This is a genomic window from Plantactinospora endophytica (genome assembly GCF_016862915.1).
Classification (GTDB): domain Bacteria; phylum Actinomycetota; class Actinomycetes; order Mycobacteriales; family Micromonosporaceae; genus Plantactinospora; species Plantactinospora endophytica.
The window spans coordinates 212,288-237,698 of record NZ_BONW01000016.1 but is presented as its reverse complement, the minus strand read 5'-3'; the positions used below and the strand labels follow the sequence as shown (position 1 = coordinate 237,698).

The 25,411-nt window shown below is 72.6% G+C and carries 20 protein-coding genes and 3 CRISPR repeat arrays; of the genes, 5 read left to right on the top strand and 15 right to left on the bottom strand.

What is annotated here, in order from left to right:
* Positions 1 to 14 precede the first annotated feature (14 nt).
* Positions 15 to 1,358, bottom strand: a complete 1,344-nt coding sequence (locus Pen02_RS17080) for a ferredoxin reductase family protein (protein ID WP_203867040.1) — start codon at positions 1,356 to 1,358, stop codon at positions 15 to 17.
* 381 nt (positions 1,359 to 1,739) lie between these two features.
* Between Pen02_RS17080 and Pen02_RS17075 the strand changes: the two genes are divergently transcribed.
* Positions 1,740 to 2,792 carry a lytic polysaccharide monooxygenase auxiliary activity family 9 protein gene (locus tag Pen02_RS17075; protein ID WP_203867039.1) on the top strand — a complete coding sequence of 351 codons (1,053 nt, stop codon included), beginning with the start codon at positions 1,740 to 1,742 and terminating at the stop codon, positions 2,790 to 2,792.
* Positions 2,793 to 2,934: 142 nt separating this feature from the next.
* On the opposite strand, the gene Pen02_RS17070 is transcribed toward Pen02_RS17075, so the two are convergent.
* The 3 genes from Pen02_RS17070 to Pen02_RS17060 are packed head-to-tail and all read right to left on the bottom strand — an operon-like array spanning position 2,935 to position 7,201.
* Positions 2,935 to 4,344: a cobyrinic acid a,c-diamide synthase CobB gene (locus Pen02_RS17070; protein WP_203867038.1), complete on the bottom strand. Its 1,410-nt coding sequence runs from the start codon at positions 4,342 to 4,344 to the stop codon at positions 2,935 to 2,937.
* Positions 4,341 to 4,955 (bottom strand): cob(I)yrinic acid a,c-diamide adenosyltransferase, encoded by a 615-nt coding sequence (gene cobO / locus Pen02_RS17065; RefSeq protein ID WP_203867037.1) that lies wholly within the window; start codon positions 4,953 to 4,955, stop codon positions 4,341 to 4,343. The genes Pen02_RS17070 and cobO overlap by 4 nt, the downstream gene beginning before the upstream one ends.
* Positions 4,955 to 7,201: a magnesium chelatase subunit D family protein gene (locus Pen02_RS17060; RefSeq protein WP_203867295.1), complete on the bottom strand. Its 2,247-nt coding sequence runs from the start codon at positions 7,199 to 7,201 to the stop codon at positions 4,955 to 4,957. Before Pen02_RS17060 ends, cobO begins: the two co-directional genes overlap by 1 nt.
* A 426-nt stretch (positions 7,202 to 7,627) precedes the next feature.
* Between Pen02_RS17060 and cbiE the strand changes: the two genes are divergently transcribed.
* From cbiE to cobF, 3 genes are read left to right on the top strand one after another with little or no spacing between them, the layout of a single operon-like run.
* Complete coding sequence (gene cbiE, locus Pen02_RS17055; RefSeq protein ID WP_203867036.1) at positions 7,628 to 8,878, top strand: precorrin-6y C5,15-methyltransferase (decarboxylating) subunit CbiE; 1,251 nt, start codon at positions 7,628 to 7,630, stop codon at positions 8,876 to 8,878.
* A complete protein-coding gene (gene cobM / locus Pen02_RS17050; RefSeq protein ID WP_239140868.1) occupies positions 8,875 to 9,627 on the top strand; it encodes a precorrin-4 C(11)-methyltransferase in 753 nt (250 codons plus the stop codon). Before cbiE ends, cobM begins: the two co-directional genes overlap by 4 nt.
* 2 nt (positions 9,628 to 9,629) lie before the next feature.
* Positions 9,630 to 10,391 carry a precorrin-6A synthase (deacetylating) gene (gene cobF / locus Pen02_RS17045; protein WP_203867034.1) on the top strand — a complete coding sequence of 254 codons (762 nt, stop codon included), beginning with the start codon at positions 9,630 to 9,632 and terminating at the stop codon, positions 10,389 to 10,391.
* A 399-nt stretch (positions 10,392 to 10,790) separates the two neighbouring features.
* Positions 10,791 to 11,184: direct repeats of the CRISPR family, unit length 28 nt; unit sequence GGATCACCCCCGCGTGCGCGGGGAGCAG.
* 108 nt (positions 11,185 to 11,292) lie between these two features.
* On the opposite strand, the gene Pen02_RS17040 is transcribed toward cobF, so the two are convergent.
* Positions 11,293 to 11,487, bottom strand: a complete 195-nt coding sequence (locus Pen02_RS17040) for a DUF397 domain-containing protein (protein ID WP_203867033.1) — start codon at positions 11,485 to 11,487, stop codon at positions 11,293 to 11,295.
* Positions 11,480 to 12,244 (bottom strand): DUF5753 domain-containing protein, encoded by a 765-nt coding sequence (locus tag Pen02_RS17035; RefSeq protein ID WP_203867032.1) that lies wholly within the window; start codon positions 12,242 to 12,244, stop codon positions 11,480 to 11,482. The genes Pen02_RS17040 and Pen02_RS17035 overlap by 8 nt, the downstream gene beginning before the upstream one ends.
* 1,044 nt (positions 12,245 to 13,288) lie before the next feature.
* Positions 13,289 to 13,865: a CRISPR direct-repeat array (repeat unit 28 nt; unit sequence GGATCAACCCCGCGTGCGCGGGGAGCAG).
* 81 nt (positions 13,866 to 13,946) lie between these two features.
* Positions 13,947 to 14,342: a CRISPR direct-repeat array (repeat unit 28 nt; unit sequence GGATCAACCCCGCGTGCGCGGGGAGCAG).
* A 282-nt stretch (positions 14,343 to 14,624) separates the two neighbouring features.
* Between Pen02_RS17035 and Pen02_RS17025 the strand changes: the two genes are divergently transcribed.
* Positions 14,625 to 14,885, top strand: a complete 261-nt coding sequence (locus Pen02_RS17025; RefSeq protein ID WP_203867031.1) for a hypothetical protein — start codon at positions 14,625 to 14,627, stop codon at positions 14,883 to 14,885.
* A 115-nt stretch (positions 14,886 to 15,000) separates the two neighbouring features.
* On the opposite strand, the gene Pen02_RS17020 is transcribed toward Pen02_RS17025, so the two are convergent.
* The 9 genes from Pen02_RS17020 to Pen02_RS16980 form a co-directional block, all read right to left on the bottom strand.
* Positions 15,001 to 15,393, bottom strand: a complete 393-nt coding sequence (locus tag Pen02_RS17020) for a helix-turn-helix domain-containing protein (RefSeq protein WP_203867030.1) — start codon at positions 15,391 to 15,393, stop codon at positions 15,001 to 15,003.
* Positions 15,394 to 15,565: 172 nt separating this feature from the next.
* Entirely contained in the window at positions 15,566 to 16,420 is an 855-nt protein-coding gene (locus Pen02_RS17015; RefSeq protein ID WP_203867029.1) for a TerC family protein, read from the bottom strand.
* A gap of 220 nt (positions 16,421 to 16,640) precedes the next feature.
* Positions 16,641 to 17,504 (bottom strand): TylF/MycF/NovP-related O-methyltransferase, encoded by an 864-nt coding sequence (locus tag Pen02_RS17010; RefSeq protein WP_203867028.1) that lies wholly within the window; start codon positions 17,502 to 17,504, stop codon positions 16,641 to 16,643.
* Positions 17,501 to 19,375, bottom strand: coding sequence for a hypothetical protein (locus tag Pen02_RS17005; RefSeq protein ID WP_203867027.1), 1,875 nt, complete (start codon positions 19,373 to 19,375; stop codon positions 17,501 to 17,503). Before Pen02_RS17005 ends, Pen02_RS17010 begins: the two co-directional genes overlap by 4 nt.
* Positions 19,372 to 20,598 carry a glycosyltransferase gene (locus Pen02_RS17000; RefSeq protein WP_203867026.1) on the bottom strand — a complete coding sequence of 409 codons (1,227 nt, stop codon included), beginning with the start codon at positions 20,596 to 20,598 and terminating at the stop codon, positions 19,372 to 19,374. The genes Pen02_RS17005 and Pen02_RS17000 overlap by 4 nt, the downstream gene beginning before the upstream one ends.
* Positions 20,586 to 21,620 carry a glycosyltransferase family 2 protein gene (locus tag Pen02_RS16995; RefSeq protein WP_203867025.1) on the bottom strand — a complete coding sequence of 345 codons (1,035 nt, stop codon included), beginning with the start codon at positions 21,618 to 21,620 and terminating at the stop codon, positions 20,586 to 20,588. The genes Pen02_RS17000 and Pen02_RS16995 overlap by 13 nt, the downstream gene beginning before the upstream one ends.
* A 28-nt stretch (positions 21,621 to 21,648) precedes the next feature.
* Complete coding sequence (locus tag Pen02_RS16990; RefSeq protein ID WP_203867024.1) at positions 21,649 to 22,908, bottom strand: O-antigen ligase family protein; 1,260 nt, start codon at positions 22,906 to 22,908, stop codon at positions 21,649 to 21,651.
* The gene (locus Pen02_RS16985) at positions 22,905 to 24,110 is read right to left on the bottom strand and encodes a glycosyltransferase (RefSeq protein WP_203867023.1); all 1,206 of its coding nucleotides are present in this window, start codon (positions 24,108 to 24,110) and stop codon (positions 22,905 to 22,907) included. The genes Pen02_RS16990 and Pen02_RS16985 overlap by 4 nt, the downstream gene beginning before the upstream one ends.
* Complete coding sequence (locus Pen02_RS16980) at positions 24,103 to 25,404, bottom strand: glycosyltransferase family 2 protein (protein WP_203867022.1); 1,302 nt, start codon at positions 25,402 to 25,404, stop codon at positions 24,103 to 24,105. The genes Pen02_RS16985 and Pen02_RS16980 overlap by 8 nt, the downstream gene beginning before the upstream one ends.
* Positions 25,405 to 25,411 lie beyond the last annotated feature (7 nt).

The following is a 25,411-nucleotide window of genomic DNA, read 5'->3' as shown; positions in this document are numbered from 1 at the left end:
TGAGCTTGAGCCGGTCAGGCGAGGCTGAAGCGTTCCGCGTGCACCTGGCGGCGGGGCACCCGGAGGGCGCGCAGGCTGCGCAGCACCGCCGAGGTCATCGCCGGCGGACCACAGACGTAGACGTCCCGCTCCCGGATGTCGGGTACCAGGGCGACGAGCTGATCCGGGTCGAACGGGTTGTTCGGCGGCGATCCGGCCCCGGTGCGGCCGGTCAACACGTGCAGTTGCGCGCCACGGGCCCGTACCAACCCCTCCAACTCGGTCAGCAGCGCGGCCTCGGCCTCGGTACGCACCCGGTAGAGCACCACGACCGGTCCGGTCGCCTCCTCCAGCAGCGCCCGGACGGGCGTGACGCCGACGCCACCGGCGACGAGCAGCATGGCGTCCTTGACCTGGTGCAACGTGGTGAAAGCGCCATACGGGCCCTCGGCGAAGACCCGGGTTCCGACCGGGACGTGCCGCAGCGCGGCGCTCGCCGAACCGACCGCCTTCGCGGTGAGGCGCAGCGATCGGCCGTCGGGAGCCGCCGAGAGCGAGAACGGGTTCGCCTGCCACCAGCGGCCGTGGCCGAGGAACCGCCAGATGAAGAACTGCCCGGGCCGGGCCGGCAGCCGGTCGAGATGCCGCCCGGTGACGTGCACCGACACCACGTCGTCGGACTCCGGCACCACCGCCGCGACCCGGAACCGGTGATAGGCGTTGCGCCACAACGGAAGCACCACCCGACCGCCGACGAACGCCACGCCGACCGCGATCCAGAGCAGCGACCAGTAGGCCGTCGCCCAGCCGGAGGAGGTGAAGGTGGTGGTTTCGAGGAACTGGTGGACCAGTCCGAACGCGACGGCGGCGTAGAGGAGGAGGTGCAGCGCGTGCCAGGTCTCGTAGGAGAGGCGGCGCCGGGCGTACCGGACCGAGACGGCCGCCGTTCCGACGATGATCGACGCGGCGATCATCCCGAACAGCGAGGCGGGTACCCCCGCCAGGGCCAGGAACGTCTTCGGTACGGGCGCGTCGTCCAGCGTCGCGTACCCGACCACGACGAGGGTCGCGTGCACGAGTACGGCCCAGAACAGCGTGAACCCGGTCCAGCGGTGCCAGACGGTCAGTCGGTCCATGCCGATCCTGCGGTCCAGCCACGGCAGCCGGGCCACCAGGACGAGCTGCACCATCATGACCAGCGCGACGTGCACTCCGACGAACTTCGCGACGGTGAGCAGGGAGTTCTTCCCCGGCCCGGCGCTGACGAAGAACGCCTCCACGACCAGCAGGTTTGCCAGTACGACGGCCAGCAGCGTACCCAGGGCCAGCGTCCCGGGCGGCGCGAACGATTTCGTCGGGTAGTGCCTCGTAGTGGTCATCGCCCTCTCCCCTCCGCGCCAGGTGGTCGTCGGCCGACGAGCCCACCGTTGCGTCACGTCCGCCCTCGCCGCCGTGTCGGACCTGCCGGGGCGGAGCCGACCTCGACCTTCTTCGGTTACACGGGACGACGCCGGCTCCGGTTCACTCCGGCGGCCCCCGGCCCGCCCGGTTCCCGGCCGGCCGGCCGTACCGCCGACCTGTCGGCCGAACTTCAGATTCACTTAGATGAATGCGTGCAGTAGCATCGTCGCGGGAGCCAGCAAGCCACCGCAGGCAGCACCGCCTGCCCTTCCGAGGTCCGTCATGACCGACGCGTGCTTCCTCGCGGGCCAGGGCATCCCGCCGAGCGTCACAGGCGTCGGTGGAACGTTGGAGCATTGATGAGAGTCTCACGAACCGCCCGCCGGCTGGTACTCGCCGCGGTCGCCCTCGTCGTCACCGGGTTCACCATGGTCGTCGTCGGCCAGCCCGGTCCGGCGTCCGCACACGGGTCCGTCACCAACCCGCCGTCCCGCAACTACGGCTGCTGGGAGCGCTGGGGCAGCGACCACCTCAACCCCAACATGGCGCAGACCGACCCGATGTGCGCCCAGGCCTGGCAGGCCAACCCGAACACGATGTGGAACTGGAACGGCCTGTACCGCGAGAACGTCGGCGGCAACCACCAGGCCGCCGTTCCGGACGGCCAACTCTGTAGCGGCGGCCGTACCCAGGGCGGGCTGTACGCCTCGCTCGACGCGGTCGGGGCCTGGGTGGCCAAGCCGATGCCGAACAACTTCACGCTGACCCTGACCGACGGGGCCCGGCACGGCGCCGACTACATGCTGATCTACATCACCAAGCAGGGCTTCGACCCGGCCACCCAGCCGCTCACCTGGGGCAGCCTCGACCTGGTGCTACGCACCGGCAGCTACCCCACCACCGGCCTGTACGAGGCACAGGTGAACGCGGGCAACCGGACCGGGCGGCACGTCGTCTACACGATCTGGCAGGCGAGCCACCTCGACCAGCCGTACTACCTGTGCAGTGACGTGATCTTCGGCGGTGGCGGCAACCCGACCACTCCGCCGCCGACCACCCCGCCGCCGACCGTGCCACCGACGACCCCGCCGACCACTCCCCCGGCCGGCAACGGTGCCTGCACCGCGACGTACACGAAGACCAGCGAGTGGGGCGGCGGCTTCGGCGCCCAGGTCACGGTCCGGGCCGGCAACGCCGCCATCTCCGGCTGGACGGTGCGCTGGACCTGGCCCAACGGCCAGAGCATCACCAGCTCGTGGAACACGACGATAAGTTCGAGCGGGTCGTCGGTGACCGCCACGAACGTCGGTCACAACGGGGCGTTGAGCGCCAACGCCTCGACGAGCTTCGGGTTCAACGGCTCGTGGAGCGGCACGAACGCCGCACCGACGCTGAGCTGTAGCTCCAGATAGCGGTAGTTGCCGTAGCTTTCGGACGGCAGTGGTCGCGACGGGGGTGGCACCGGTCCGGTGCCGCCCCCGGTCCGGTGTTCCCGCCGGGCGCGCCCGCCGCACCGCACGGGCCGGTCTCGGTGCCGCCTGCCCGGGTTCTCCGCTAACACCGCACCCCGGCGGAGTAGCGGGAGGCCGAGGCGGTGAACCGGCTGGCCAGACCGGGATGACCGGCCCAGTGCACGTGCAGGTAGGAGGCGTGCACGCTGCCGCCGACCCCGGCGACCACGCCCTCCTCGACCGCCGCGTCCAGCCCGTGCGGGCGGGACGGCCGGGGGCGGAAGCGCCACGCCGACAGGCGGCCGTCGGCATACTCGACCTGGGTGCGGTGGAACTCGTGCCCGGTCACCGCCATGCCGGGCTCGACCAGCGGGCCGGCGCCGACCGCGACCCCCTCCCGGTAGCCGAGGGTGAGCTTTCCGGTCATCCGAGCCGAGGCGTCCAACACCCCGCTCATCGGATGCCCGTCGAGGTCGCGGCAGAGGTAGAGCAGCCCCGCGCACTCGGCGACGATCGGCATCCCGGCCCGGGCCGCCCGGGCGACCGCGCCGCGCAGCCGGGCGTTGGCGGAGAGTTGCGCCGCATACACCTCCGGGAAGCCGCCGCCGAGGTAGAGACCCGCGCAGTCGGGCGGCAGCTCCTCGTCGTGCAGCGGATCGACGGGTACGACGTGCGCGCCGGAAGCCGCGAGGAGTTCGTCGGTCTCGGCGTACCGGAAGGTGAAGGCCGACCCACCGGCGACCGCGACCGTCGTCGGAGCGAGCCGGGGCACCTCGTCGGAGGGACGCCACTGCCCGGCGGGCAGTTCCGGCGCCCGGCGGGCGACGGCGAGCACCGCGTCCAGGTCCACCGCCCGGGCCAGGTGCCCGGCGAGCGATTCGACGGTACGCCGGGCGTCGGCCCCACGCTCGGCGGCCGGCACGAGCCCGAGGTGCCGGCTCGGGGTGTCCAGCGACGCGTCCCGGCGCAGCGCCCCGAGCACCGGTACGCCGGTTCGGGCGACCGCCTGCCGCACCTCCGACTCGTGGGTCTCCGAGCCGACCTTGTTCAGGATCACCCCGGCCAGGGTCAGCTCCGGGTCGAAGTTGGCGAACCCGTGCACCAGCGCGCCGACGCTCCGGGAGCTGCCGGAGACGTCCACCACCAGCAGCACCGGACTGCGGGTGAGCCGGGCGACGTGCGCGGTGGAGGCGAAGCCCTCCCGACCGACGGCACCGTCGTGCAGCCCCATCACGCCCTCGACCACCGCGACGTCGGCCGGGGACGGCACCGTCGCGCCGTGCCGCAGCAACGGGACGATCCGCTCCTCGCCCTGTAGGTGCGGGTCGAGGTTGCGCCCCGGTCGACCGGTCGCCAGGGCGTGGTAGCCGGGGTCGATGTAGTCCGGGCCGACCTTGTGCCCGCTGACCGTCAGGCCCCGGGCCCGCAGTGCCGCCATCAGCCCGGTCGCCACGGTGGTCTTGCCCTGTCCGGAGCCGGGCGCGGCGATCACCACCCGGGGCAGCCGGCTCACCACTCGATCCCCCGCTGTCCCTTCTGGCCAGAGTCCATCGGGTGCTTCACCTTGGTCATCTCGACCACCAGGTCGGCGGCCTCGACCAGCCGGGGGTCGGCGTCCCGGCCGGTGACCACCACGTGCTGGCCGTCGGGCCGGTTCCGCAGGGTGTCGACGACCTCGGCCACGTCGACCCAGCCCCACTTCATCGGATAGGTGAACTCGTCGAGTACGTAGAGCTGGTGCCGCCGCCCGGCGAGCCGACGCTGGATCTCCCGCCAGCCTTCCAGGGCGTCGGCGGCGTGGTCGGCCTCGCTGCCCGACTTGCGGCTCCAGCTCCAGCCGGAGCCCATCTTGTGCCACTCGACCGGACCGCCCTCGCCGGTCTGCTCGTGCAGCCGGCCGAGCGCGAGCAGCCCGGCCTCCTCGCCGACCCGCCACCGGGCCGACTTGACGAACTGGAAGACGGCGATCGACCAGCCCTGGTTCCAGCCGCGCATGGCCAGCCCGAACGCGGCGGTCGACTTGCCCTTCATCGGGCCGGTGTGCACCATCAGCAGCGGCCGGTTGCGGCGCTGCCGGGTGGTCAGCCCGTCCTCGGGTACGACCTCCGGCTGTCCCTGCGGCATCAGGCGGCCCTCCCCCGGCGTACGAGGCTGCGGCCGGAGCTGTTCGACCCCGTGCTCGACCCGACCGCGCCGGTACGGTGACCGGTGCCCGTGGCCTGGATCGCCGTGCCGGTCCGGGCGGCCGGGTCGGGGCCGCTGCGGGTACGGCTGTCGGTGCGGGTGCGTACCGCGCTGGTCAGGGTGCCGGCGGCGACCTGCTCCAGTGGCAGGTGTTCGGCACCGAGTGCGGCGGCCAGCTCGACGGCCAGACCGAGCCGAATCCGTCCCGCCTCGCAGTCGACCACCACCGACCGGACCCCGTCGGCGGCGAGCAGTCGGGCGGCGTACCGGGAGCGGGACACCGCGTCCGGGCCGGCGGTGGCCCGACCGTCGGTCAGCACCACCAGCAGCGGACGGCGGCGCGGATCCCGGATCCGTTCCACCCGCAGCACCGCGCCGGCCCGCACCAGCCCCTCGGCCAGCGGGGTACGCCCACCGGTCGGCAACTCGGCGAGCCGGGTCGCGGCAACGTCCACACTGGACGTCGGCGGCAGCACGAGTTCGGCGGCAGTGCCCCGGAAGGTGACCAGGCCGACCTTGTCCCGCCGCTGGTACGCGTCGAGCAGCAGCGAGAGTACGGCCGTCTTCACCTCCCGCATCCGCTGCCGGGCGGCCATCGAGCCGGACGCGTCGACGCAGAACAGGATCAGGTTGCCCTCCCGGCCCTGCCGGACCGGCACCCGTACGTCCTGCGCCCGCAGCTCCAGCCCGACGCCCCGCCGGCCACGGGCCCGCTGGTGCGGGGCTGCCGCCCAGAGCGTGGCGACCAGATGCGGCCGGTTTCCCGGCCCCGCCCCGGGCGCAGTGGTCCGGATCGTCTGCCCGACGGTGGTGACCGCCGGTGACCGGCGACCCGCGACGCCCGCCCCGATCCCCGGCACCACCAGCAACCGCGCCCGGTACGGCCGGTCGGCGGTCAACGTCCGGCTCCCGCTGCCGGAGGTGGTGTCCGGACCGACCGGCCCCGGGTCCGCCGAGCCGTGCGGTGCGGCCGGTACCGGCATCTGGTCCGTGCCGTCCGTGCCCTCCGTGCCGGCTTTGTCGCCCGTGCCGTTTGGCCGCGACCCGCCGTTGCCGGGATCGGTGTCGGTCGCCGAAGGGGTCTGTCCCGGCACGGGGCCGCTGTCGTCGGGTGCTGGCGCTCCGCCGCCCGGCCCGCCCGGATCGGGCTCGTCCGGGCCGGCGCCGTCCGGCCCCGGACCGCTGCCCGGCGGTGGCTCGGGCTGGTCCAGGCCGGCGTCGGCGAGCGCCTGGTCGAGCCGGTCCTGTTCGATGCCGGGCGGATCGAACGGGTCGCGCCGACGCCGGTGCGGCAACGCGAGCCGGGCCGCCGCCCGGATGTCCGTCGCGGTGACCGTGGTACGTCCGCACCAGGCGGCATGCGCCATCGCGGTACGCGCCGTCACCAGGTCGGCACGCATCCCGTCGACCTCGAACGAGGCGCAGACGGTGGCGATCCGGTACAGGGTGTCGTCGTCGAGCCGGACCTCGGGCAACAGTCGACGGGCGGCGGCGATCCGCGCGGCGCGCTCGGCATCCGTCGCCGCGTACCGGGCGGCGAACCCGTCCGGGTCGGCCTCGTAACCGAGCCGGCGCCGGGTCACCTCGGCCCGTACCGCCGGGTCCCGGCTGGCCGCCACCTCGACGGTCAGCCCGAACCGGTCCAGCAGTTGCGGGCGGAGTTCACCCTCCTCCGGGTTCATCGTGCCGACGAGTACGAACCGGGCCGCGTGTGCGACCGAGACGCCCTCCCGCTCCACCGTGGCCCGACCCATCGCCGCCGCGTCGAGCAGTACGTCGACCAGGTGGTCGTGCAGCAGGTTGACCTCGTCGACGTAGAGCAGTCCACGGTGTGCCGAGGCGAGCAGCCCCGGCTCGTACGCGGTCACGCCGTCGCGCAGCGCCCGTTCCAGGTGCATGGCGCCGAGTACCCGATCCTCGGTCGCGCCGACCGGCAGCTCGACCAGCCGGGCGGCTCGGGTCGTCGTTGGCGCGGCCGGATCGTGCGGCCCGTCCGGGCAGTCGGGGTCGGGGGTAGCCGGGTCACAGGAGAACCGGCAGTCGGTGACGACGGTCACCGGTGGCAGGAGTCCGGTCAGCGCCCGGACGATGGTGGACTTCGCGGTGCCCTTCTCGCCCCGGATCAGCACCCCGCCGATGCCCGGCGAGACGGCGCTGAGGGTGAGCGCGAGTGCCATGTCGTCCATCCCGACGACGGCGGAGAACGGGTACGACCGCACGGGTCAACCTCCTACCCCGCGGGTGTCCACGCCCGCGACCGGTCCGGTACCGGGCCGCCCGGAGGGCCGACCCGGGACGGGGGCGGAGTGTCTGGCTCCCGGCCGTCGTCGGCCGGTCACAGTGGCGGGACCGCCCCGGAGTCGCCGGTCCTGTCGGACCGACCCACCGGTGTTCCTCGCCGCACCGTCGCCGCCGATGATGACACAGCCGACCCGACCGGCGCCGACTCAGCCCACCCGGCCGGCGCCGACGCGGTTGGCTTGGACGCGCCATCTGGTCCGAGTGCGGCTGCGCCGGCGTCGGCAGTCCGCCGAGGCAGGGCACGAGGCTGCCGATGACTCGGCTCACCCGGACGGGCATCGGCGGCGGCAGGTCGGCTAACGTTCCGGCTCGTGACCGCGACGAGTGCCCGACCTGGGACGAGTGCCAGACCAGGGCTGACCGTGGTCGGCATCGGCGCGGACGGTTGGGCCGGGCTCGGCGAGGCCGGCCGGCGGGCACTGCGCGCGGCCGAGGTCGTCGTCGCCGGTCGCCGACAGCTCGACCTCCTACCCGAAGACCTGCCCGCGCAGCGGATGAGCTGGCCGTCCCCGCTGCTCCCGGCGCTGCCCGGCCTGCTCGACACGCATGCCGACCGGCGGCTCTGCGTACTCGCCAGTGGCGATCCGATGTGGTTCGGGATCGGAGGCCGGATCGTCGAACTCGTCGGCCCGGACCGGGTGGAGGTGCTGCCGCACCCGTCGTCGATCGCGCTGGCCTGTGCCCGACTCGGCTGGCCGGTCGAGCGGGTCACCGTGGTCAGCGCCGTCGGCCGCGACCTGGCCCGGGTACGCCGGGTGCTCGCCCCCAACCGGCGGATTCTGGTACTCAGCGTCGACGCGTCGACACCGTCGGCACTCGCCGGCCTGCTCACCGACGCCGGCTATTCGGCGAGTTCACTGACCGTTCTGGAGTCACTCGGCTCCGGGCAGGAGCAGCGGCGCGACGGCACCGCCGGGAACTGGCCGCACCCGCCCGGTGACCCGTTGAACGTCGTCGCGGTGCACGCCACCGCCGGACCGGACGCCGTACTCCGGTCGAGCGTGCCAGGCTTGCCCGACGAGGCGTACGAGCACGACGGGGCGCTGACCAAGCGGGAGGCCCGGGCACTGGCGCTGGCCAGGCTCGCCCCGGCGCCTGACGAGCTGCTCTGGGACGTCGGCGCCGGTTCGGGCAGCATCGGGATCGAGTGGCTGCGGGCCGAGCCGACCTGCCGGGCGGTGGCGGTCGAGGCCCGACCGGACCGGGCCGAGCGGATCGCCGGCAATGCGAGCACGCTCGGCGTACCCGAATTGGATGTGGTGGTCGGTCGGGCTCCGGCAGTGTTGGCCGGGCTGCCGGCGCCGGACGCGGTTTTCGTCGGCGGCGGCCTGGCCACCGAGGGCGTGTTGGACGCGTGCTGGGCGGCGCTGGCCCCGGGCGGCCGGCTGGTGGCGCACGCGGTGACGATCGAGGGGGAACGCGAGTTGACCATCCGTGCCGCGCAGCTCGGCGGTGACCTGACCCGGCTCGGCGTCGAGCGGGCCGCGCCGCTCGGCGGCTTCACTTCGTGGAAGCCGGCCCGGGCCCTGGTGCAGTGGGCGGTGAGCAAGCCGTGCCGGTGACCTTCATCGGCGCCGGACCGGGCGCCGCCGACCTGATCACGGTACGCGGCCAGCGGGTGCTGGCCCGCGCCCAGGTCTGCCTCTACGCCGGCAGTCTGGTCCCGGCGGAGCTGCTCGAATCGTGTCCGCCCGATGCTGACCTGGTGGACACCGCCGACCTGACGTTGGACGAAATCGTCGCCCGGATGGTCGACGCGCACCGGGCCGGGCACGAGGTGGCCCGGCTCTGCTCCGGCGACCCGTCGATCTACAGCGCGGTGGCCGAGCAGTTGCGCCGGCTCGACGAGGCCGGCGTGCCGTACGAGATCGTGCCCGGTGTTCCGGCGTTTGCCGCCGCCGCCGCGACGCTGGGTCGGGAACTGACCGTGCCGACGGTCGGCCAGACGGTCATCCTGACCCGGGCTCGGGCCCGCTCGACGGTGATGCCGGAGACCGAGGACCTCGCCGTACTCGGGGCGAGCCGGGCGACGCTGGTGCTGCACCTGGCGGTCGGCCGGACCCGGGAACTGGCCGAACAGCTCGTACCGCACTACGGCGCCGACTGCCCCGTCGCGGTGGTCGCCAGGGCCAGCCGCCCCGACGAGGTGGTGCTGCGCGGCACCCTCGCCGACATCGCCGACCAGGTCGAACAGGCCGGGGTACGCCGGACCGCAGTGATCGTCGTCGGGCGGGTACTGGCTGCCGAAGGCTTTCCGGACAGTTACCTCTACTCGGCCGGCCGGGACCGGTCGGCGAAACGGGACGGCTGAGCATGCGGAAGATCCTGGTCATCGGGATCGGGGCGGGCGACCCCGAGCAGTTGACCCTGGAGGCGGTACGGGCGATCGCCGAGGTCGACGTCTTCTTCGTACTCGACAAGGGCAGCGTGAAGCAGGATCTGGTCGGGCTGCGGCAGGAGATCCTGCGCCGACACCCGACGAAGCCGGGTCACCGGGTGGTGGAGTTACGGGATCCGGACCGGGACCGGAGTGCGGCGGCCTATGTGGACGCGGTGGACCAGTGGCGTCGGCGCCGCGCCGAGCTGCTGCGGGACCTGGTCCGGGACGAAGTTCCGGCGGACGGTTGCGGCGCCATGCTGGTCTGGGGCGATCCTGCCCTGTACGACAGCACGCTCGGGGTGCTGGAGGAGATGCTGGCGGACGGAACGGTCGACTTCGAGTACGCGGTGATTCCCGGGGTGAGCAGTGTGTCGACGCTTGCCGCCCGGCACCGGATCGGACTGAACCGGGTCGGCCGGCCGTTCCAGGTGACCACGGGACGGCTACTGGCCGAGGGCTGGCCGTCCGGAGTGGACGATTTGGTGGTGATGCTCGACGCGCACTGCACGTTCACCACCGTGACCGAGCCGGACGTGCTGATCTACTGGGGCGCCTACCTGGGTACCCCGGACGAAATCCTGGTCGCTGGACCGCTCGCCGAGGTCGGCCCCGAGATCGTCGAGGTACGCCGGGCCGCGCGGGAGCGTAAAGGCTGGATCATGGACACGTACCTGCTACGCCGCCCCGTTGCTTGAGCGGAGTAGACACCGTCGCATGCGTCGATCTACTGGTCGCGGTCGCGCTCGTCCTGTTGCTGGTGACGGGGGCTGCCGGGCACGAGCTTGCCACCCGTCTGGCGACCGGCGCCCAGGTCGGGGTCGGCGGTTGGTCAGTGACCGATGGCGAGGCGACCTGGCGTCGATGACGAGATAACCAGTCTGTACGGCGGGATTACCCCATCGGCGCGCGGAGAGTAGAAGCCTGACTTGCCGTGCCCGTCCGGCCAGGATGTCAAGGGTGACGTGATGAATCGGATCACCTGCGCGTGCGCTGGGAGCAGTCCGGGCTTGAGGTTGCGTACAGCTGGACCGAGGGGATCACCCCGCGTGCACGGGGAGCAGCACGGATCGTCGTCGGGGTCGGCTGCGCACGCGGGATCACCCCCGCGTGCGCGGGGAGCAGGCCGGCTACTCGATCGCCGTCACCGACACCTCGGGATCACCCCCGCGTGCGCGGCGAGCAGGCGTAGGCGTTCGACTCGACGGCCGGGTGTGGGGGATCACCCCCGCGTGCGCGGGGAGCAGGAGTCCCACGAGTCGTAGCCGAGCGCCTTCCAGGGATCACCCCCGCGTGCGCGGGGAGCAGCATGCACCCCCTCGACTACTCGCCTCGCAGGACGGATCACCCCCGCGTGCGCGGGGAGCAGGGTGGGTCGGCTCTCTGCTGGCTGCGCGAACCGGGATCACCCCCGCGTGCGCGGGGAGCAGTGGCTCCGGTCGGCACTACCGAGCCGACTAGCGGGATCACCCCCGCGTGCGCGGGGAGCAGACTTCTTGACCTGCGGCCCTATAGATCAAGTACGTCAATCTTGTTCACTAGTGTCCCCAAGATCATTCCGAGCTCGCGAGCAAGGGCGCGACACATCGTTTGGCCCGACTACTGGCGGCGAGCCACGCCGTCCACGAACGCCCGCCACGCGCCCGAGTCGAATGCGAGGGAGCCGCCCTCGCGGTCCTTACTGTCCCGAACTAGCACTCTGCCGGGAAGGTTATCGGCAACCTCGACACAGGCGCCGCCGTTGTTGCCACTGCGGGTGCTCTTGCGCCAGTGGGCGCCGGCCAGGTCATCCATGCTGGGCTGCTTCCTTTATGAGTGCCAGTGAGGCGGAGCTCGGGAGCGCAAAGCTGCGGATTCTCTCCCATCTACCCGCCAGCGTAGCAACGTCCTCGACTCCCTCAACGATGTGCGCAGCCACCTGACTGTCGGCGTACCCGGCGCGTAGCCCATCGCTCAGTTCGGCAATGATGAACTGGCCGCCCAGCCCCGGATACAGGCCGATGCCGGTCGGAACAATGTGGATTTCCACGTTGGGCAGCGCAGCACGCTCGATCAGCCGCTCTAGTTGTTCGGCGCAGAGCCCGGCCGGACCTTCACGAAGCCGCCGTATGACGGCTTCGTCCAAGACCGCCACGAGCAGCGGCGGACGGTCCCCGGTCAGGATGGACTGCCGCCGGAGACGTGCGGCCACGAGGCGGTCGACCTCCTCGGCGGTCAGCATCTCGCCTGCGAGGGTCGCCCGCGCGTACGCCTCGGTCTGGAGAACACCCGGTACCCACGCCGGTTCGTACCAGCGGAGCGACACGGCTTCGTGCTCGGTGTCGGCCCACGGTCGAAACCAAACAGGATCCCGTCGTTTCAATACGTCCGGCCAGAGATCTGCAACGTCCCGGCCCACCAAGTCAGCGATCTTCGCCCTGTGCCGCGACTGCGGGATTCGTCCGGGGCTCACCCACCGGGCTGCCGTTTTCGGGTCCACACCAACTTGCTCGGCCAGACTCTCGGGGGTCTCACCTGCCTCGGTCATCGCTTCCAAAAACGCCCGATTCATCATTTGCTCCCATCAGAACATCCAGAACGTCCCTAATCCATATTGCAACGGAGTGTGTTTGGAACACAACTCTGAGCAGAGTGGACTCGGGCGCCCCGACAGGCCGACCCTCCACCGCTACCGGAGGCGCCCATCGGGCGGAGCCACCCGAGCCCGAGTCTGGGTTGCTGCGCCGACCACGTTCGTTCGTCGAAGGGAGGCATCATGAAACTCAGCCGCAAGGCCAAATCTCACCATCGCCGCGCGTGGTGGCGGCTCTGGCGGTACTGTCGCTGCGGTTTTCGCTGGCGCTGTCCGGACTCGGTCGGGCGCATACCCATGCCCTACCAGCCATCGCCCGTGCCACGGCTCACCCGCCGGAAGTACCGGGTCGCTACCCGCGCGACGCCGCCGGTGGAACTGACCGAGAAGGAGCGAGCCGAGATCCAAACGCTGGCGCCGGAGGCCCCTCCCCTGCCGACCCGCGCGGCTGTGACCAATCAACGACTCAGTTGGGACGCGTCGACCCGCCCACATCTGGCGAACGCGCGTGCGGGAACACTCGCCTCGGCGCAGACGCACCGCGCCCGGCATGGTGAACGGGCATGACTGGTGATAGGCCCACAGGAGCGTTGGTACCGACACGTACGGCGGAAGCACGCCCGGAGCGCACACCATCTCCCGACGCGGGCGTACGCCTGCCACGCCTGCGCCGCCCCCTGGCCGTGCCGGCACGCCCGCCTGGCACTCCTGACCTCTTTCCGGGGTGACCGGGTTGGGCTGATGGTCTACCTCGGCGCGCACCTGGCCCGCGCGCTGGAAGAACTGCCCGACACCCATGCAGCGCTGATCGCCGGACAGATCCTGTACTGGCTTCCCCGCCGTCGCTGACTTGCCTTATCGCCCCCACCCGCCCCGGATCGCCTCCCCGATCCGGGGCGGGCGACGATCCTGGTATTGGCGGGAAGCACGCCGGATGCCTCGCCGCCCCGTACTCCGCCACCGGATCATCCCCACGGACACGGGCGCACGAGCGGAGCAGCTTCGACAGGTCCGGGGCACCCTGGATCATTCCCGCGTGCGCGGGGAGCAGTGCACCCAGTCCTCATGCGACTGTCGCACCCGGGGATCAACCCCGCGTGCGCGGGGAGCAGACGCCAGCGGCGATGTCCGCGCCGCTGCCGCCGGGATCAACCCCGCGTGCGCGGGGAGCAGGACGACGGCCGCGCCGGTGACCACGGTCGGCAGGGATCAACCCCGCGTGCGCGGGGAGCAGGACCGGCACTGGTGCCCGGTCTGCGGATCCCGGGGATCAACCCCGCGTGCGCGGGGAGCAGGCGGCGCGGGAGATCCGTCGCGACCAGCCGATCGGATCAACCCCGCGTGCGCGGGGAGCAGTCCACCACCTGGTGGCAGTCCAACATGCTGTTGGGATCAACCCCGCGTGCGCGGGGAGCAGGTGACGGTGTCCGTCTCCTCGGTTCGGGTTTCGGGATCAACCCCGCGTGCGCGGGGAACAGCCAGCACCAACAGGCTGAGGTGCGCTCGTACAGGGATCAACCCCGCGTGCGCGGGGAGCAGTTCGTTAGCCCGCGCGAAGTCAGCGCGCACTACGGATCAACCCCGCGTGCGCGGGGAGCAGTGTCGTCTGCCTCCAGGGGTGTGCCGAGCACGAGGATCAACCCCGCGAGCGGTGGTTGCCAACGCGCGCCCCCTTCTGAATCGGATCAACCCCGCGTGCGCGGGGAGCAGAGCAGGTCCGCGCGGTCTTCCGGACGCTCGGCAGGATCAACCCCGCGTGCGCGGGGAGCAGGGCGGTCGCGGCCAGCCGAGACGTGGACGCCTCGGATCAACCCCGCGTGCGCGGGGAGCAGCGCTGGCTGCTGGCCGAGGGTGCAGAGGGGGACGGATCAACCCCGCGTGCGCGGGGAGCAGGGGGCCGCAGACCACCGGGTGAAGCGCCCAGCCGGATCACCCCCGCGTGCGCGGGGAGCAGTCCGCCTCGGGCAGCTCCAGGAGGCAGACGCCGGGATCACCCCCGCGTGCGCGGGGAGCAGGGCAAGCAGATGTCCCGAAGCCTGTCCCGGGCGGGGATCACCCCCGCGTGCGCGGGGAGCAGACTTCTTGACCTGCGGCCCTAGAGATCAAGTACGACGATTTTATTCACTTTCGTTTGCAAGATCATGCCTCCATGGCGATAGGCCGACGGCGGTGGTGCGCGATGATTCGAAGGCTGGGGGCAGCGTACACGGCCAGCACGCCGCAGGCCGTGGCTTGACCTTCCAGCTCCGGAATGTCCGCTGTAGCTTCCCGGAGGAACCGGCCCACGCACGGCACCGCTCGGATCTGCGTCCCGGCACCGTCCGTTGGACGGACGAAGCGTCACTCACAATTCCGCCACGTGGCTTTCCAGGCGCAGCGCGCCGACGTGCAGACCGTCCTGGTCGACGGCCGACTGGTCAAGCACGAGCACCGGCTGGTCGGCGTCGACCTGGGACGGGCCCGCCGCGAGGTGGAACGGACCGCCGAGTACCTGGTCGAGACGATGGGCCGGGACGTCTGGACGAAGGGCATGAACCCGCACGTGCCAGAGACGAAGGTGGGCGAAGACCCCTACACGTACACCGACTGGGAGGCCGGCTCGGCCCAGCCAGGAGACTGAGCCCGACGCTGTCCTCCCCGGTCCGGCCCTGCTGCGGGCCGGACCGCACCCTTCGGTCTCGGCGCGCGGATGGGCATCCGTTCGTCCCGAGGTGCGCGGAAGCACGGAGCCGTTGTCAGCCGGGTGGCGGTAGTCCGGCGGTGAGGTCCAGGGCGGTGGTGATGAGCGCGTGGGCCCGGGCGGTGATCGCGGTCAGCAGGCCGTTGGCGTGCTCGTCACTGTGCCGGGCGGCGGCCTGGAGTGCGTGCAGGGCGTCGTCGAGCTGGCCGAGCTTGGCGTCGAGATCCTCGCCGACCGGTTGCCGCAGCGCCGCCGCGATCTCCTGCAACGGCACGCCGTGGCTCTCCAAGGTACGGATCGTGGCGATCCGCTCGACCACCTCGGGGCTGTAGAGCCGGTAGTTGCCGCCGGTGCGGGCCGCCGGGGTGATCAGGCCGAGACTGGTGTAGAAGTCGACGGTGCGCGGCGACACGCCCGCCTGGGCGGCCACCTCCCCGATGCGCAGCACGGTCTGGTCGATGGTCCACCTCCCTGCCTCGGCCGGGCTCCCCTCCCGGAACTTTACAGCCGCACGTACCGCTGTCCCGCGTCCTTCGACCACCGGTCCGGCGAGCCGGAACCCGGCTCGCCGGACAGCGTCCGCCGGGCCGGGACCGGGCTTCGGTGCGGCTGTGGCGGACTCAGTCGCGCGAAGCGGTCGCGCTCTCGGTCGGCGGCTCGGCCGCGCTCTCGGTGGGGTTCTCGGTCGGCGGCTCGGCCGGGGTGTCGGTCGTCGTCTGCCGGGACTTGACGTACGTGGGGTGCAGGTGCACGGGCTGCGCCGCGCGCCGCTGCTGGCGGGCCCGTACCCGGAGGTTGAGGAACTCGACGAAGATCGAGAACGCGATCGGGCCGTACACGTAGCCCTTGGGGATGTGCTGGTCGAAGCCCTCGGCGATCAGGCTGGCGCCGATGAGGAGCAGGAACGACAGGGCCAGCATCTTGACCGTCGGATGTGTGTTGACGAACCGGCTCACCGTACCGGCCGACACCAGCATGATCACCATCGCCACCACGACGGCGGCCACCATGATGAACAGCTCGTCCACCATGCCCACGGCAGTGATCACGGAGTCGAGCGAGAAGACGATGTCGAGGACGAGGATCTGGGCGATCACCCCGGCGAACGACGCCGTCGCCCGGCCGGAGGAGCCATGTTCGGCGCCCTCCAGATGCTCGTGGATCTCGTAGGTCGCCTTGCCGAGCAGGAACAGGCCGCCCAGTAACAGGATCAGGTCACGGCCGGAGATCTCCTGTCCCCAGACCGTGAACAGCGGCGCGGTCAGCCCGATCACCCAGGACAGTGACGCCAGCAACAGCAGCCGGGTTATCAGGGCCAACGACAGGCCGATGGTGCGGGCCCGGGCCTGCTGGTGCTCGGGCAGCCGGCCGGCCAGGATCGAGATGAACACGACGTTGTCGATGCCCAGCACGACTTCCAGCAGCAGCAGCGTCGCGAACGCGACCCACAGCTCGGGACTGCTCAAGAACTCCATGTCACCCTCGACGTCTCGGCCCGCCGACGCGGGACCGCCGGCCAGATCTGCAAACCATACAGTGCGACGTGGTGGTAGAGGTGACACGGTGGTCGGTGCGGGTGCGCCGGACGGCTGAAAAGGGACTCGACGGACCGGCAGCCGGATCAGGACTGGCCGGACCGCACGGAGCCTGGGCGGCGGCACCGGTCGGCGCTGCCGCCCAGCAATACGGGGGCCGTCAGCGGGTGCGCTGCCAGTAGCGGCAGGTCCAGTCCACCGAGACCAGTTCGTCGGTGATGCCGTACTCGGCCCGGAAGTCGTCGACCGCCTGCCGGCAGCCGCGTACGGCGTGGTAGTCGTCGACGATCACGTACCCGCCGACCGACAGCTTGGGATACAGGGACCGCAGCGCCACGCTTGTGGAGTCGTAGAGGTCCCCGTCGAGCCGCATCACCGCGATCCGCTGGACCGGTGCGTCCGGCAGGGTGTCCTCGAACCACCCCGGCAGGAACCTGACCTGGTCGTCGAGGAGTCCGTAGCGGCGGAAGTTCTCCTGCACCTGGTGCAGCGGTACCGCGAGGAAGGGCACCTGCCACAACGCGTCCTCGACGTCCTCGGTCCGGTGCGCCTGCGGCCGGGGCAGGCCCCGGAACGAGTCGGCGACCCACACCACCCGCTCCCGGTCGCCGTACGCGGCCAGCAGCGCACGCATGAAGATGGTGGTGCCGCCCCGCCAGACCCCGGTCTCGATCAGGTCACCGGGCACCTGCTGCCGGAGGACGTCCAGGACGCACCGTTCGACGTTGTCGAGGCGGCGCAGCCCGACCATGGTCTCCGCGTCCGGCGGCCAGTCGCGGCCGTTGGCCCGGGCCTCCGGGTCGAACGGGAACCGGCACACCAGATCCAGTCCGCGTCGACGCAGCAGCCGCTGTCCCTGGCGGAACAGCACGCTTCGCAGCCGGCCGGGGCGGGGCGTGAACGGCTGCCACGTCTCGCCGAAGGCGTACCTGGTGAGGGCCTTCTTCAACAGGTCGCTGTAGAGCTCTCGCGGATCGTCGAGGGTACGGCCCGACGGTTGGGTCGGCACCAGGGTCTCGCTCATGGTTTCTCCAGATCTCGGTTGGGACGTCGGGACGTGTGCGGCACGGTCGGCCCCGGGGAGCCGACCCACGGAAGCACCGCTGACGACGGTTGCCGCTGCATGGCCGCCCGGAACCTGGCCAGGATCGGCAGGTCCGCGTCGAAGGCGGACGAGGGTTCCGGCCAGCCCTGGTCCGGCATGTGATCGTCGGGGCCGGCGGAAGCTCCGACCGGAACCGGGGCAACCCGGCCCGAACCGGCGGGAGCTCCGACCGGAACCGGGGCAACCCCATCCGGACCGATGGCAGTTCCGACCGGAACCGGGGCAACCCGGTCCGGACCGGTGACGGCCGGATCGCGCCCGCCGGCCGGTACGACCGGGCGAGTGGTGCCCGGAGCCGGGCCACCGGCCGGCGCGGCCGGGCGTGCGACGGAAGCCGTCCGACCGGCCGGCGCCGGTACCGGCGCGAGCGGCGTGCGGGCCGGGCGTGGCCGGCGGGTCGGCGTGCCCGCCGGATCGGGGGCAGGGTCGTGGTGCGGTACCGGCCGCGCCGCCCGCACCGCCGGCCAGGCCGAGGAGACCGGGTTGTCCGACTCGTCGGCACCGCCCACCAGGAGCACTCCGACCAGGGGTACGTCGAGCCGTTGCAGCAGCAGCGTCGCCCGCTTCGCCGCGCTCTTGCGGGTCCGGTTGGCGTGCACGACCAGCAGTACCGCGTCGGCGTGCCGGGCGAGCGCCGGCAGGTCGGCACCGGTCAGCACCGGCGGGGCGGTCGCCACCACGGCGCCGCCGCCCTCCGCGAGTTCGTCCAGCAGCGTGCCGATCCGCTCCGCACGGGGCGGCGCCGCGCCGAAGGTACGCCGGATCGGGTCCGCCGGGACGACCGACAGCGACCCGCAGCCGGCCAGCGGCTCCGGTCGGCGCTCCCCGGCGATTACCTGTTGCACGGTGCACCGCTCCGAACCGGGAAAGACCTCGGCCAGGGTCGGCTGGCCGATCTCGCCCTCCAGCAGGGTCGCCCGGTGCAGTTGCTCGGCCAGGCCGAGTGCCAGGATCCCGGCGACCAGGTCGACGGTGGTGGTGTCGTGCACCCCGACGACCAGAACCCGGCAGCGGGGGCTGGGCGCGGTCAGCACACTCAGCGCCGCCACGGCTCCCTTGACGGTGCCGGCGACGTCCGGGCGGGCGTACGTCTCGCCGGCCCTGGCCGTGCCCCGGCGCGGCAGTTGCGGCAGCACGCCGACCACCGGCAGGCGGAGGTACTCCTCGGTCTGACCGAGCCGGCGCAGCCGGTCGTCGAGCCGGTTGCGCAGCGAGGCGAGAGCCAGTCCGGCGAGCAGCCCGGCGAACCCGCCGAGCAACAGGTTGAGCTGCGGCTTCGGCGTTTCCGGGGTGAGCGGCGGCGCCGCCCGGTCGAAGGGCTCGGCGGTAACCGGGGAGTCGCCGCCGATCCGCATCGCACCGACCTCGCGGCTCAGCGCCTCGGTCACCGCGTTCGTGATCGCCGCCGCCTGGGCGCCGGTACGGGCCGTCGCACGGATCGTCACGATCTGGAGACCGGGTTCGGAGGCACCGCTCACCCGCCCCACCACCAGTTCCTCGGCGAGCCCGAGCGCGGCCGCCGCGTCGGTGGCCACCTGCCGGGACTCCGCCAGCCGGGCGATCGTGGGGGCGAGGTTCTGCGCGACGCTGATGTCGACGCCGTTCGGGGCCCCGCCGTCGGCCGCCTTCGCGGGTACCACCATCACCGAGGCGACCGCCTCGTACGTCGGTGGCACCGAGATGGTCACCGCATAGGCACCGGCCGCGCCGGCCAGCAGGGCGAGCACCGGGATCGCCGCGTGCTGCCGTACGGTGCGCAGCGCCTTCCGTACCCTGGTCCGGGTCCTCATGTCGTTCTCGCCTTCCCCGTGTCCGGATCGGACATCTCCGCCATTGCCGGCCGGGGTGCCGCGCACCAGGCCGGATTGTCGGCGCGGCTGGACCACAGCAGCCGCTGCCAGACCTCGCACATCGTGTCGGCCGCCCGGTCCCAGCCGAACTCCGCGGCGCGGCGCAGGCCCCGCTCCCGGAGCCGGCCGGACAGGCCGGCGTCGTTCCGCAGCCGGGTCAACCGGTCGGCCAGGGCCAGCACGTTGCCGGCCGGATAGCTCAGCCCGGCGTCCCCGAGGATGTGCGGGATCTCCCCCACGTCGCTGCCGACGACCGGTACGCCGCAGGCCATCGCCTCGACGAGTACCCGGCCGAACTGTTCCCGCAGCGGTATGCCCACCCAGGGCAGCACGTTCCGTTGCACGACCTCGATCGACGGCAGGACCAGCACGTCCATCCGGCGGAGCAGGCCGGGCAGCGCGGCGTGGTCGGCCCAGTCGTGCAGCCGTACCCGGCCGGGGCGGCGGGCCGCCGCCCGGGTCACCGCGTCGGCCAGGCTGCCCCGGCCGACGGCCAGCAGGTCGGCGTCGACGAGTTCGACCGCGCGCAGCAGGTCCGCGACGCCCTTGTGCGGCTCCAGCCGGCCGACGAAGCCGACGGTGAAGGGCTGCCGGCGCCGTGGCCGCGACGCGGGCGCGAACAGCCGGGTGTCCACACCCAGCGGTACGACCGTCGCCGGTCCCCGGTACCCCTTCGTCCGCAGGACTCCGAGCGCCGCCGGGGTGATCGGGAAGGCGTGCGTGACGGTGTCGAACGCCCGCCGTTCGAGCTGCGGGAACGGTGTCGGGAACCGGGTGACGACGTTCTGCGCGGCGTACAGCGTCACCGGCAGCCGGGGCCAGCGCCGGCGCCGTACGCCGAGCGCCTGCCAGGTGCTCAGATAGGCGGCCTCGCCGATCACGTGCAGTACGTCGGGCCGGGCCGGCAGGACCTGCCGTAGCTGTCGGCGCCGGAACAGCACCGACGCCATGTGCCCGGTCCGGTCCTCGCCCAGCAGGTGCGGCACCCGGTGGTACCGCAGCCGTGGCACCTCTTCGGCCAGCGCCCGCAAAGTGCTGTCGGTGCCGGCCGAGACGTCGGCGGCGACGATGGTCAGGGACAGCTCGGGCCGGGCGCAGAACAGGGTGAACAGGTCGGTCCAGTGCTCGGTGCGCTGGCCCACCGCCGTGATCAGGATGTGCATGCGGGTTGCCTTTCCGGGGCCGTCGAGGTGGCGGTGGCCGCAGTCCGGGCGACGGAGTACCAGGCGCGGGCCCGGGCGGTGCCGGACCGGGGTGACACGGTCAGGCGTACGGCGGCCAGGCCGATCCCGAGCAGTGCCCGGAGCAGCACCGCCAACCGGACCGCCTGGTACGTCGAGCGGCGGTGCCGGGCGAAGAAGTGCAGCATGCTCCGGTAGAGGTGCGGCCAGATCCAGTTCGGATCGGCGCTGCTGCCGCCACCGGTGTGCGTCGCCGACACGGCCGGCAGCAGGACCACGTCGGCACCCCGCCGATGCACCTGGAGGCACAGCTCCTCGTCCTCGTAGTACATGAAGTAGTTCTCGTCGAGGCCGCCGACCTCGGTCAGCAGGGAACGCCGGACCGCGAGGCAGGCGCCGGAGAGCCAGTCGACGCTGACCGGCCCGGACGGTGCCCGGCACGCGTCGTACGCCGACCGGCGCCGGCCCCCGCTGACCAGCCGGCGCAGCGGTACCGGGACCAGACTGCCGCCGAACCGGGACAGCAGGACGCTGGTCAGGTTCTCGAAGGGGTGGGCACTGATCGCCACCCGTCCGGCGGCGTCGACGAGTCGCGGCCCGACGACGCCCACCTCGGGGTGGCCGTCGAGGTAGCCGAGCAGTGCCCACGCGGCGCCGACCGGCAGTACGCAGTCCGGGTTGACCAGCAGCACGACCTCCGACTCGCAGCCGGCGAGCGCCTGGTTGACCGCAGCGGCGAAGCCGACGTTGCGCCGGTTGGCGGTCACCTCGACGTCGGGGAACTCCCGGGCCAGCAGCGCGACCGTGCCGTCCTGGGAGGCGTTGTCGACGACCCGGACGGCCAGGCCGGCCCGGAGCAGCGGGGTCAGCGCGGCGGCGATGTGCCGGGCCGAGTTGTACGTCACCAGCACGGCGGTCGCCACCGTGCCGCTGGGCGGCACCGCCGCGCCGGCCGGCCCCGGCCCGCTCGGCCTGGTCGCGCCGTAGCCCGCCCGCGCGGTCACGACCCCACCTCCGCCGGTGTCCGCGCGGTCATGACCGCACCTCCGCCGGTATCCGGGCGGCGAGCATGGTCAGCGCCGGGAGCAGGCCGAGTTCCCAGTGCCCGTCGGTCGGGCCGGCGAAGAAGGCGGCGGCGAGGAAGCCGCAGGTGAGCGCGGCGAAGGCCAGGGCGAGGTCGTTGTGTCGGGTGAGTCCGGCGCGCAGCGTCCGGGCCACCGGCCAGAGCACGGCGACGAGTCCGAGCAGGCCGAGGTTGGCCAGGATCATCACCCAGAAGGCGTGGTAGACGGGTCCGACGTCGGTGACGGTGAAGCCCTTGACGTAGACCTGCGGGCTGGACTGGCCGAGTCCGGCGCCGAGTAGGGGCGCGGCGGCGAACGCGTCGAGTCCGACGGTGCTCTCCGGGACACGGTGTCCGGAGTCGCGCTGGAACGCCAGGCTGACGACGGAGGAGCGTTCGCGTACTCCGGAGTGCAGGCTGCTCGCGCCGAGGACCAGGATCGCGCCGGCCACGGCGGCGAGTACTCCGTACCGGACGACGCGCCCGCCCCGGACGAGCATGATCAGCATGGCGGTGCCGGCGGCGAGCCAGATTCCCCGGTAGGAGGCGAGCACGACGTCGGTGAGGAACAGAGCGGTCAGGAGGATCAGGCCGGCTCGGTACCAGCCGTGGGCGCGGCCGGCGAGGACCATCAGCGGGGGTACCGCCAGTGCGGAGAGCAGTCCACCGTGCCGGCCCGGGGTGGCGATCTCGATGGCGGTGAGTACGCCGACGACGGAGAGGTAGCAGACCGCACCGGCCCGTAGTCGTCGGGGGGTGTCCAGGGTGTAGGTGGCGAGGAAGTAGTACGCCGGGATCACCGCCACCTGGTAGGCGGCGACGAGGACGTTCCAGGGCTGGTTGCCGAGGGCGAGGCCGTAGACGGCGGCGACGGCGGTGGCGACGGAGAGTCCCGCCATCGCGACGGTGCTGGTCGACGGCCGGCCCACGGCCACGGCCGGCAGCAGCATCCGCCGTACGACCAGCGCCGCGCAGCCGGCCACCAGCGGCAGGGTGTGCAGGAGGACGAAGGTCTGCACGTCGGCCACCCCGAGCAGACCGCTGGCGATCGACCCGCCGATGATGCCCATCGGCAGCACCGCCCACGGCCAGACGACGAAACCCAGCCCGCACAGCACCGTACCGGCGGCGGCGATGCCGAGCTGGCCCGGCAGGACAGCCGCCGACACCGCCACCGTGGTGCCGGCCACGGCCGCGATCGCGACGGTCGACACCGACACCGCGCTCACCGGAGGGCCGGCACTTCCGCGAGCAGTTTCCGCAGCCGCGTACCACGGGCGGCCCAACTGTGCCGGGCGGCGACGGCACGCCGCAGGTCGACCGCCTCCGGGCACCAGGCGGTACGGAGTTCGTCCTCGACGGCCGCCTCGAACTGCCCGGCGGTCGCCGCCAGTCGGATCGGCGCACCGAGGTCCCGCAGCGCCGGCAGCGCGGTGGCGACCACCGGCCGACCGGCGGACAGGTACTCGAAGCACTTCTTGGGATGCACGTAGTCGACCAGCCCACCGGTCCGGTACGGGATGATGCCGACGTCGAAGCCCCGGACCAGCGCCGGGGCGTCGGCGAACGGCACCGGCGGGCTCAGCCGGACGTTGGGCAGTCCGGCCAGCGGTGCCCGGCCGGCCCGGGTCGACGGACCGACGAGCGCGAACGTCCACTCCGGACGGCGCCGTGCGACGGTGGCGACCAGCTCGGCGTCGAACGCCCGGGTGTCCACCGCACCGAGGTAGCCGAGGATCGGCCGGGGCAGCCCGGTCAGCCCGGCCGCGACCGGCCCGTCGGCGGTGAACCGGTGCGGATCGCAGCCGTTGGCGATCACCACGGGCGGGCGGCGGGCCGCCGGCAGCCGTTCGGGGAGCGCCGAGGAGGAGGCCAGGACCAGGTCGGCGGCGCCGACCGCGGCCCGCAACGCCCGATGCAGGTGCGCGCGGTTCCACCGTCGGGTGAAGGTCCAGTCCAGGTCGGTGGCGTCGTAGACCACCACCGTCGGGTCGAGCCGGGCCGGTACCGGCCAGGCCAGGTCCTCGTCGAGCCAGACGATCCGGGCGCCGGACGGCTCGCCGGCCGGGCCGTGGGCCCGATGCCGCAGCCAGTGGTCCAGCAGCGCCGCCTCGACCCGGCGGGTCAGCCGGTTGACCGCCGGCAGGTGCCGGCCGAACGGGAGGACGGCCGGCGGCACGGCGTGCCAGAGCGAGTCGTCGACCCGGCGTACCGTCCACCGCCAGCGCGGCCGGTTCCCGGGCGGGTCGACGAAGACCACCCGCCAGTCGGCGGCCAACTCCCGGGCCAGCGCGTGCTGCCGGTGTGCGGCGGCCCGCCACGGGCTGCCGCTGAACATCAGCACCCAGCCCGGTCCGGTACGCCCGACGCCGCCGACGGCCGCGACCGGACCACTTCGGGAGCCCGTCCGGGGAGGGGCGGTGCTAGCCACGGGACAGCTCCAGGGAGGGCGTGCCGGTCGCCACCGGCACGACCTCGTCCTCGTCGATCCGGCCGACCAGGTAACGGCTGGTGTCGTCGAGCCGCAGCACCCGGACACCGGGCCGGTCGTCCAGCCAGCGTCGTACGGCGGCAGCGGCGAACCAGGCGTTCAGCGCGCGTACCGGAGGCAGCCGCCAGCCGACCGGCAGCAGTGCCGGCGGGGTGGCCCGCCAGACCGACCCGCCGTCGAACCGGACCCGCAGTCGTCGGCCGCGCAGCCGGCGTGGCCGGTCCACCAGCAGGATCCGCTGGTCGTCGACGCGCTCGCCGACCAGGGTCCGGAAGTAGTGCTCGGCGGCCCACTGGCCGTCGCCGGAGAGTACCGACCATTCCCGCAGGTCTCCGTCGGGCAGCGCGCCGACGTCGCCGCGCAGCGCGGCGGTCAGGTCCCGCAGGCCGATGCCGGTCGTACGCCGGAAGAGCCGCTTGACGGCGTGGTCCGCGAGGAGTACCAGCCGGAACACGCCAAGCCGGTATCGGGGCTGGGTGAGCCGGAGATAGCAGACCAGCCCGCCGACGAGGTGTCGGGTCCGGGACGGGGTGCCGAGCAGCCGGCACGACGCGCCCCGGGTGTGGGTGACCACGGCCTGCGGGATCATCCAGAGCCGGTGCCCGGCGGCCTGCAACGTACGGGTGAGCACGGCGTCGTTCCAGTAGATCGGGAGGCGCTCGTCGAAGATCCGCTCCGGTTCGAGCACCCGACGCCGGAGCAGCATGCAGCTTCCCGAGGCGAGTTCCCGGGGCCGGGAGAAGTCCTCGCCACGTAACTGGAACCGGTGCAGCGCGGACCGGAACCCGGGCAGCCGGCGCAGCGCGGTGTACATGGTGAGTGCGGCCGGAAAGGTCGGCAGTTGCACGTAGTGCTGTTGGAAGCTGCCGTCCGGGTTGAGGTACAGCGGGCTCACCCCGGCGGCGTCCGGCCGGTCCCGGAGAAACTCGACCATGGTGTCCAGGGCGCCGGGATGGAACCTGACGTCGCTGTTGAGCAGCAGGACCAGCTCCCCGGTCGCCTGCCGGTACGCCTGGTTCACCGCTGCGGCGAACCCGACGTTGCGCGGATTGCGGATCAGTCGTACCCGGGAGTCGGCGGCGAGCAGTTCGGCGGAGCCGTCCGCCGAGGCGTTGTCGACGGCCACCACCTCGTAGTCGACGTTCCCGGCGGTACGCAGTGCGGCCAGGCACCGGCGGGTCTCGTCCCGGGTGTTCCAGCTCACCAGCAGCACCGACAGGGTGGGCCGGTTCATCGCTGCC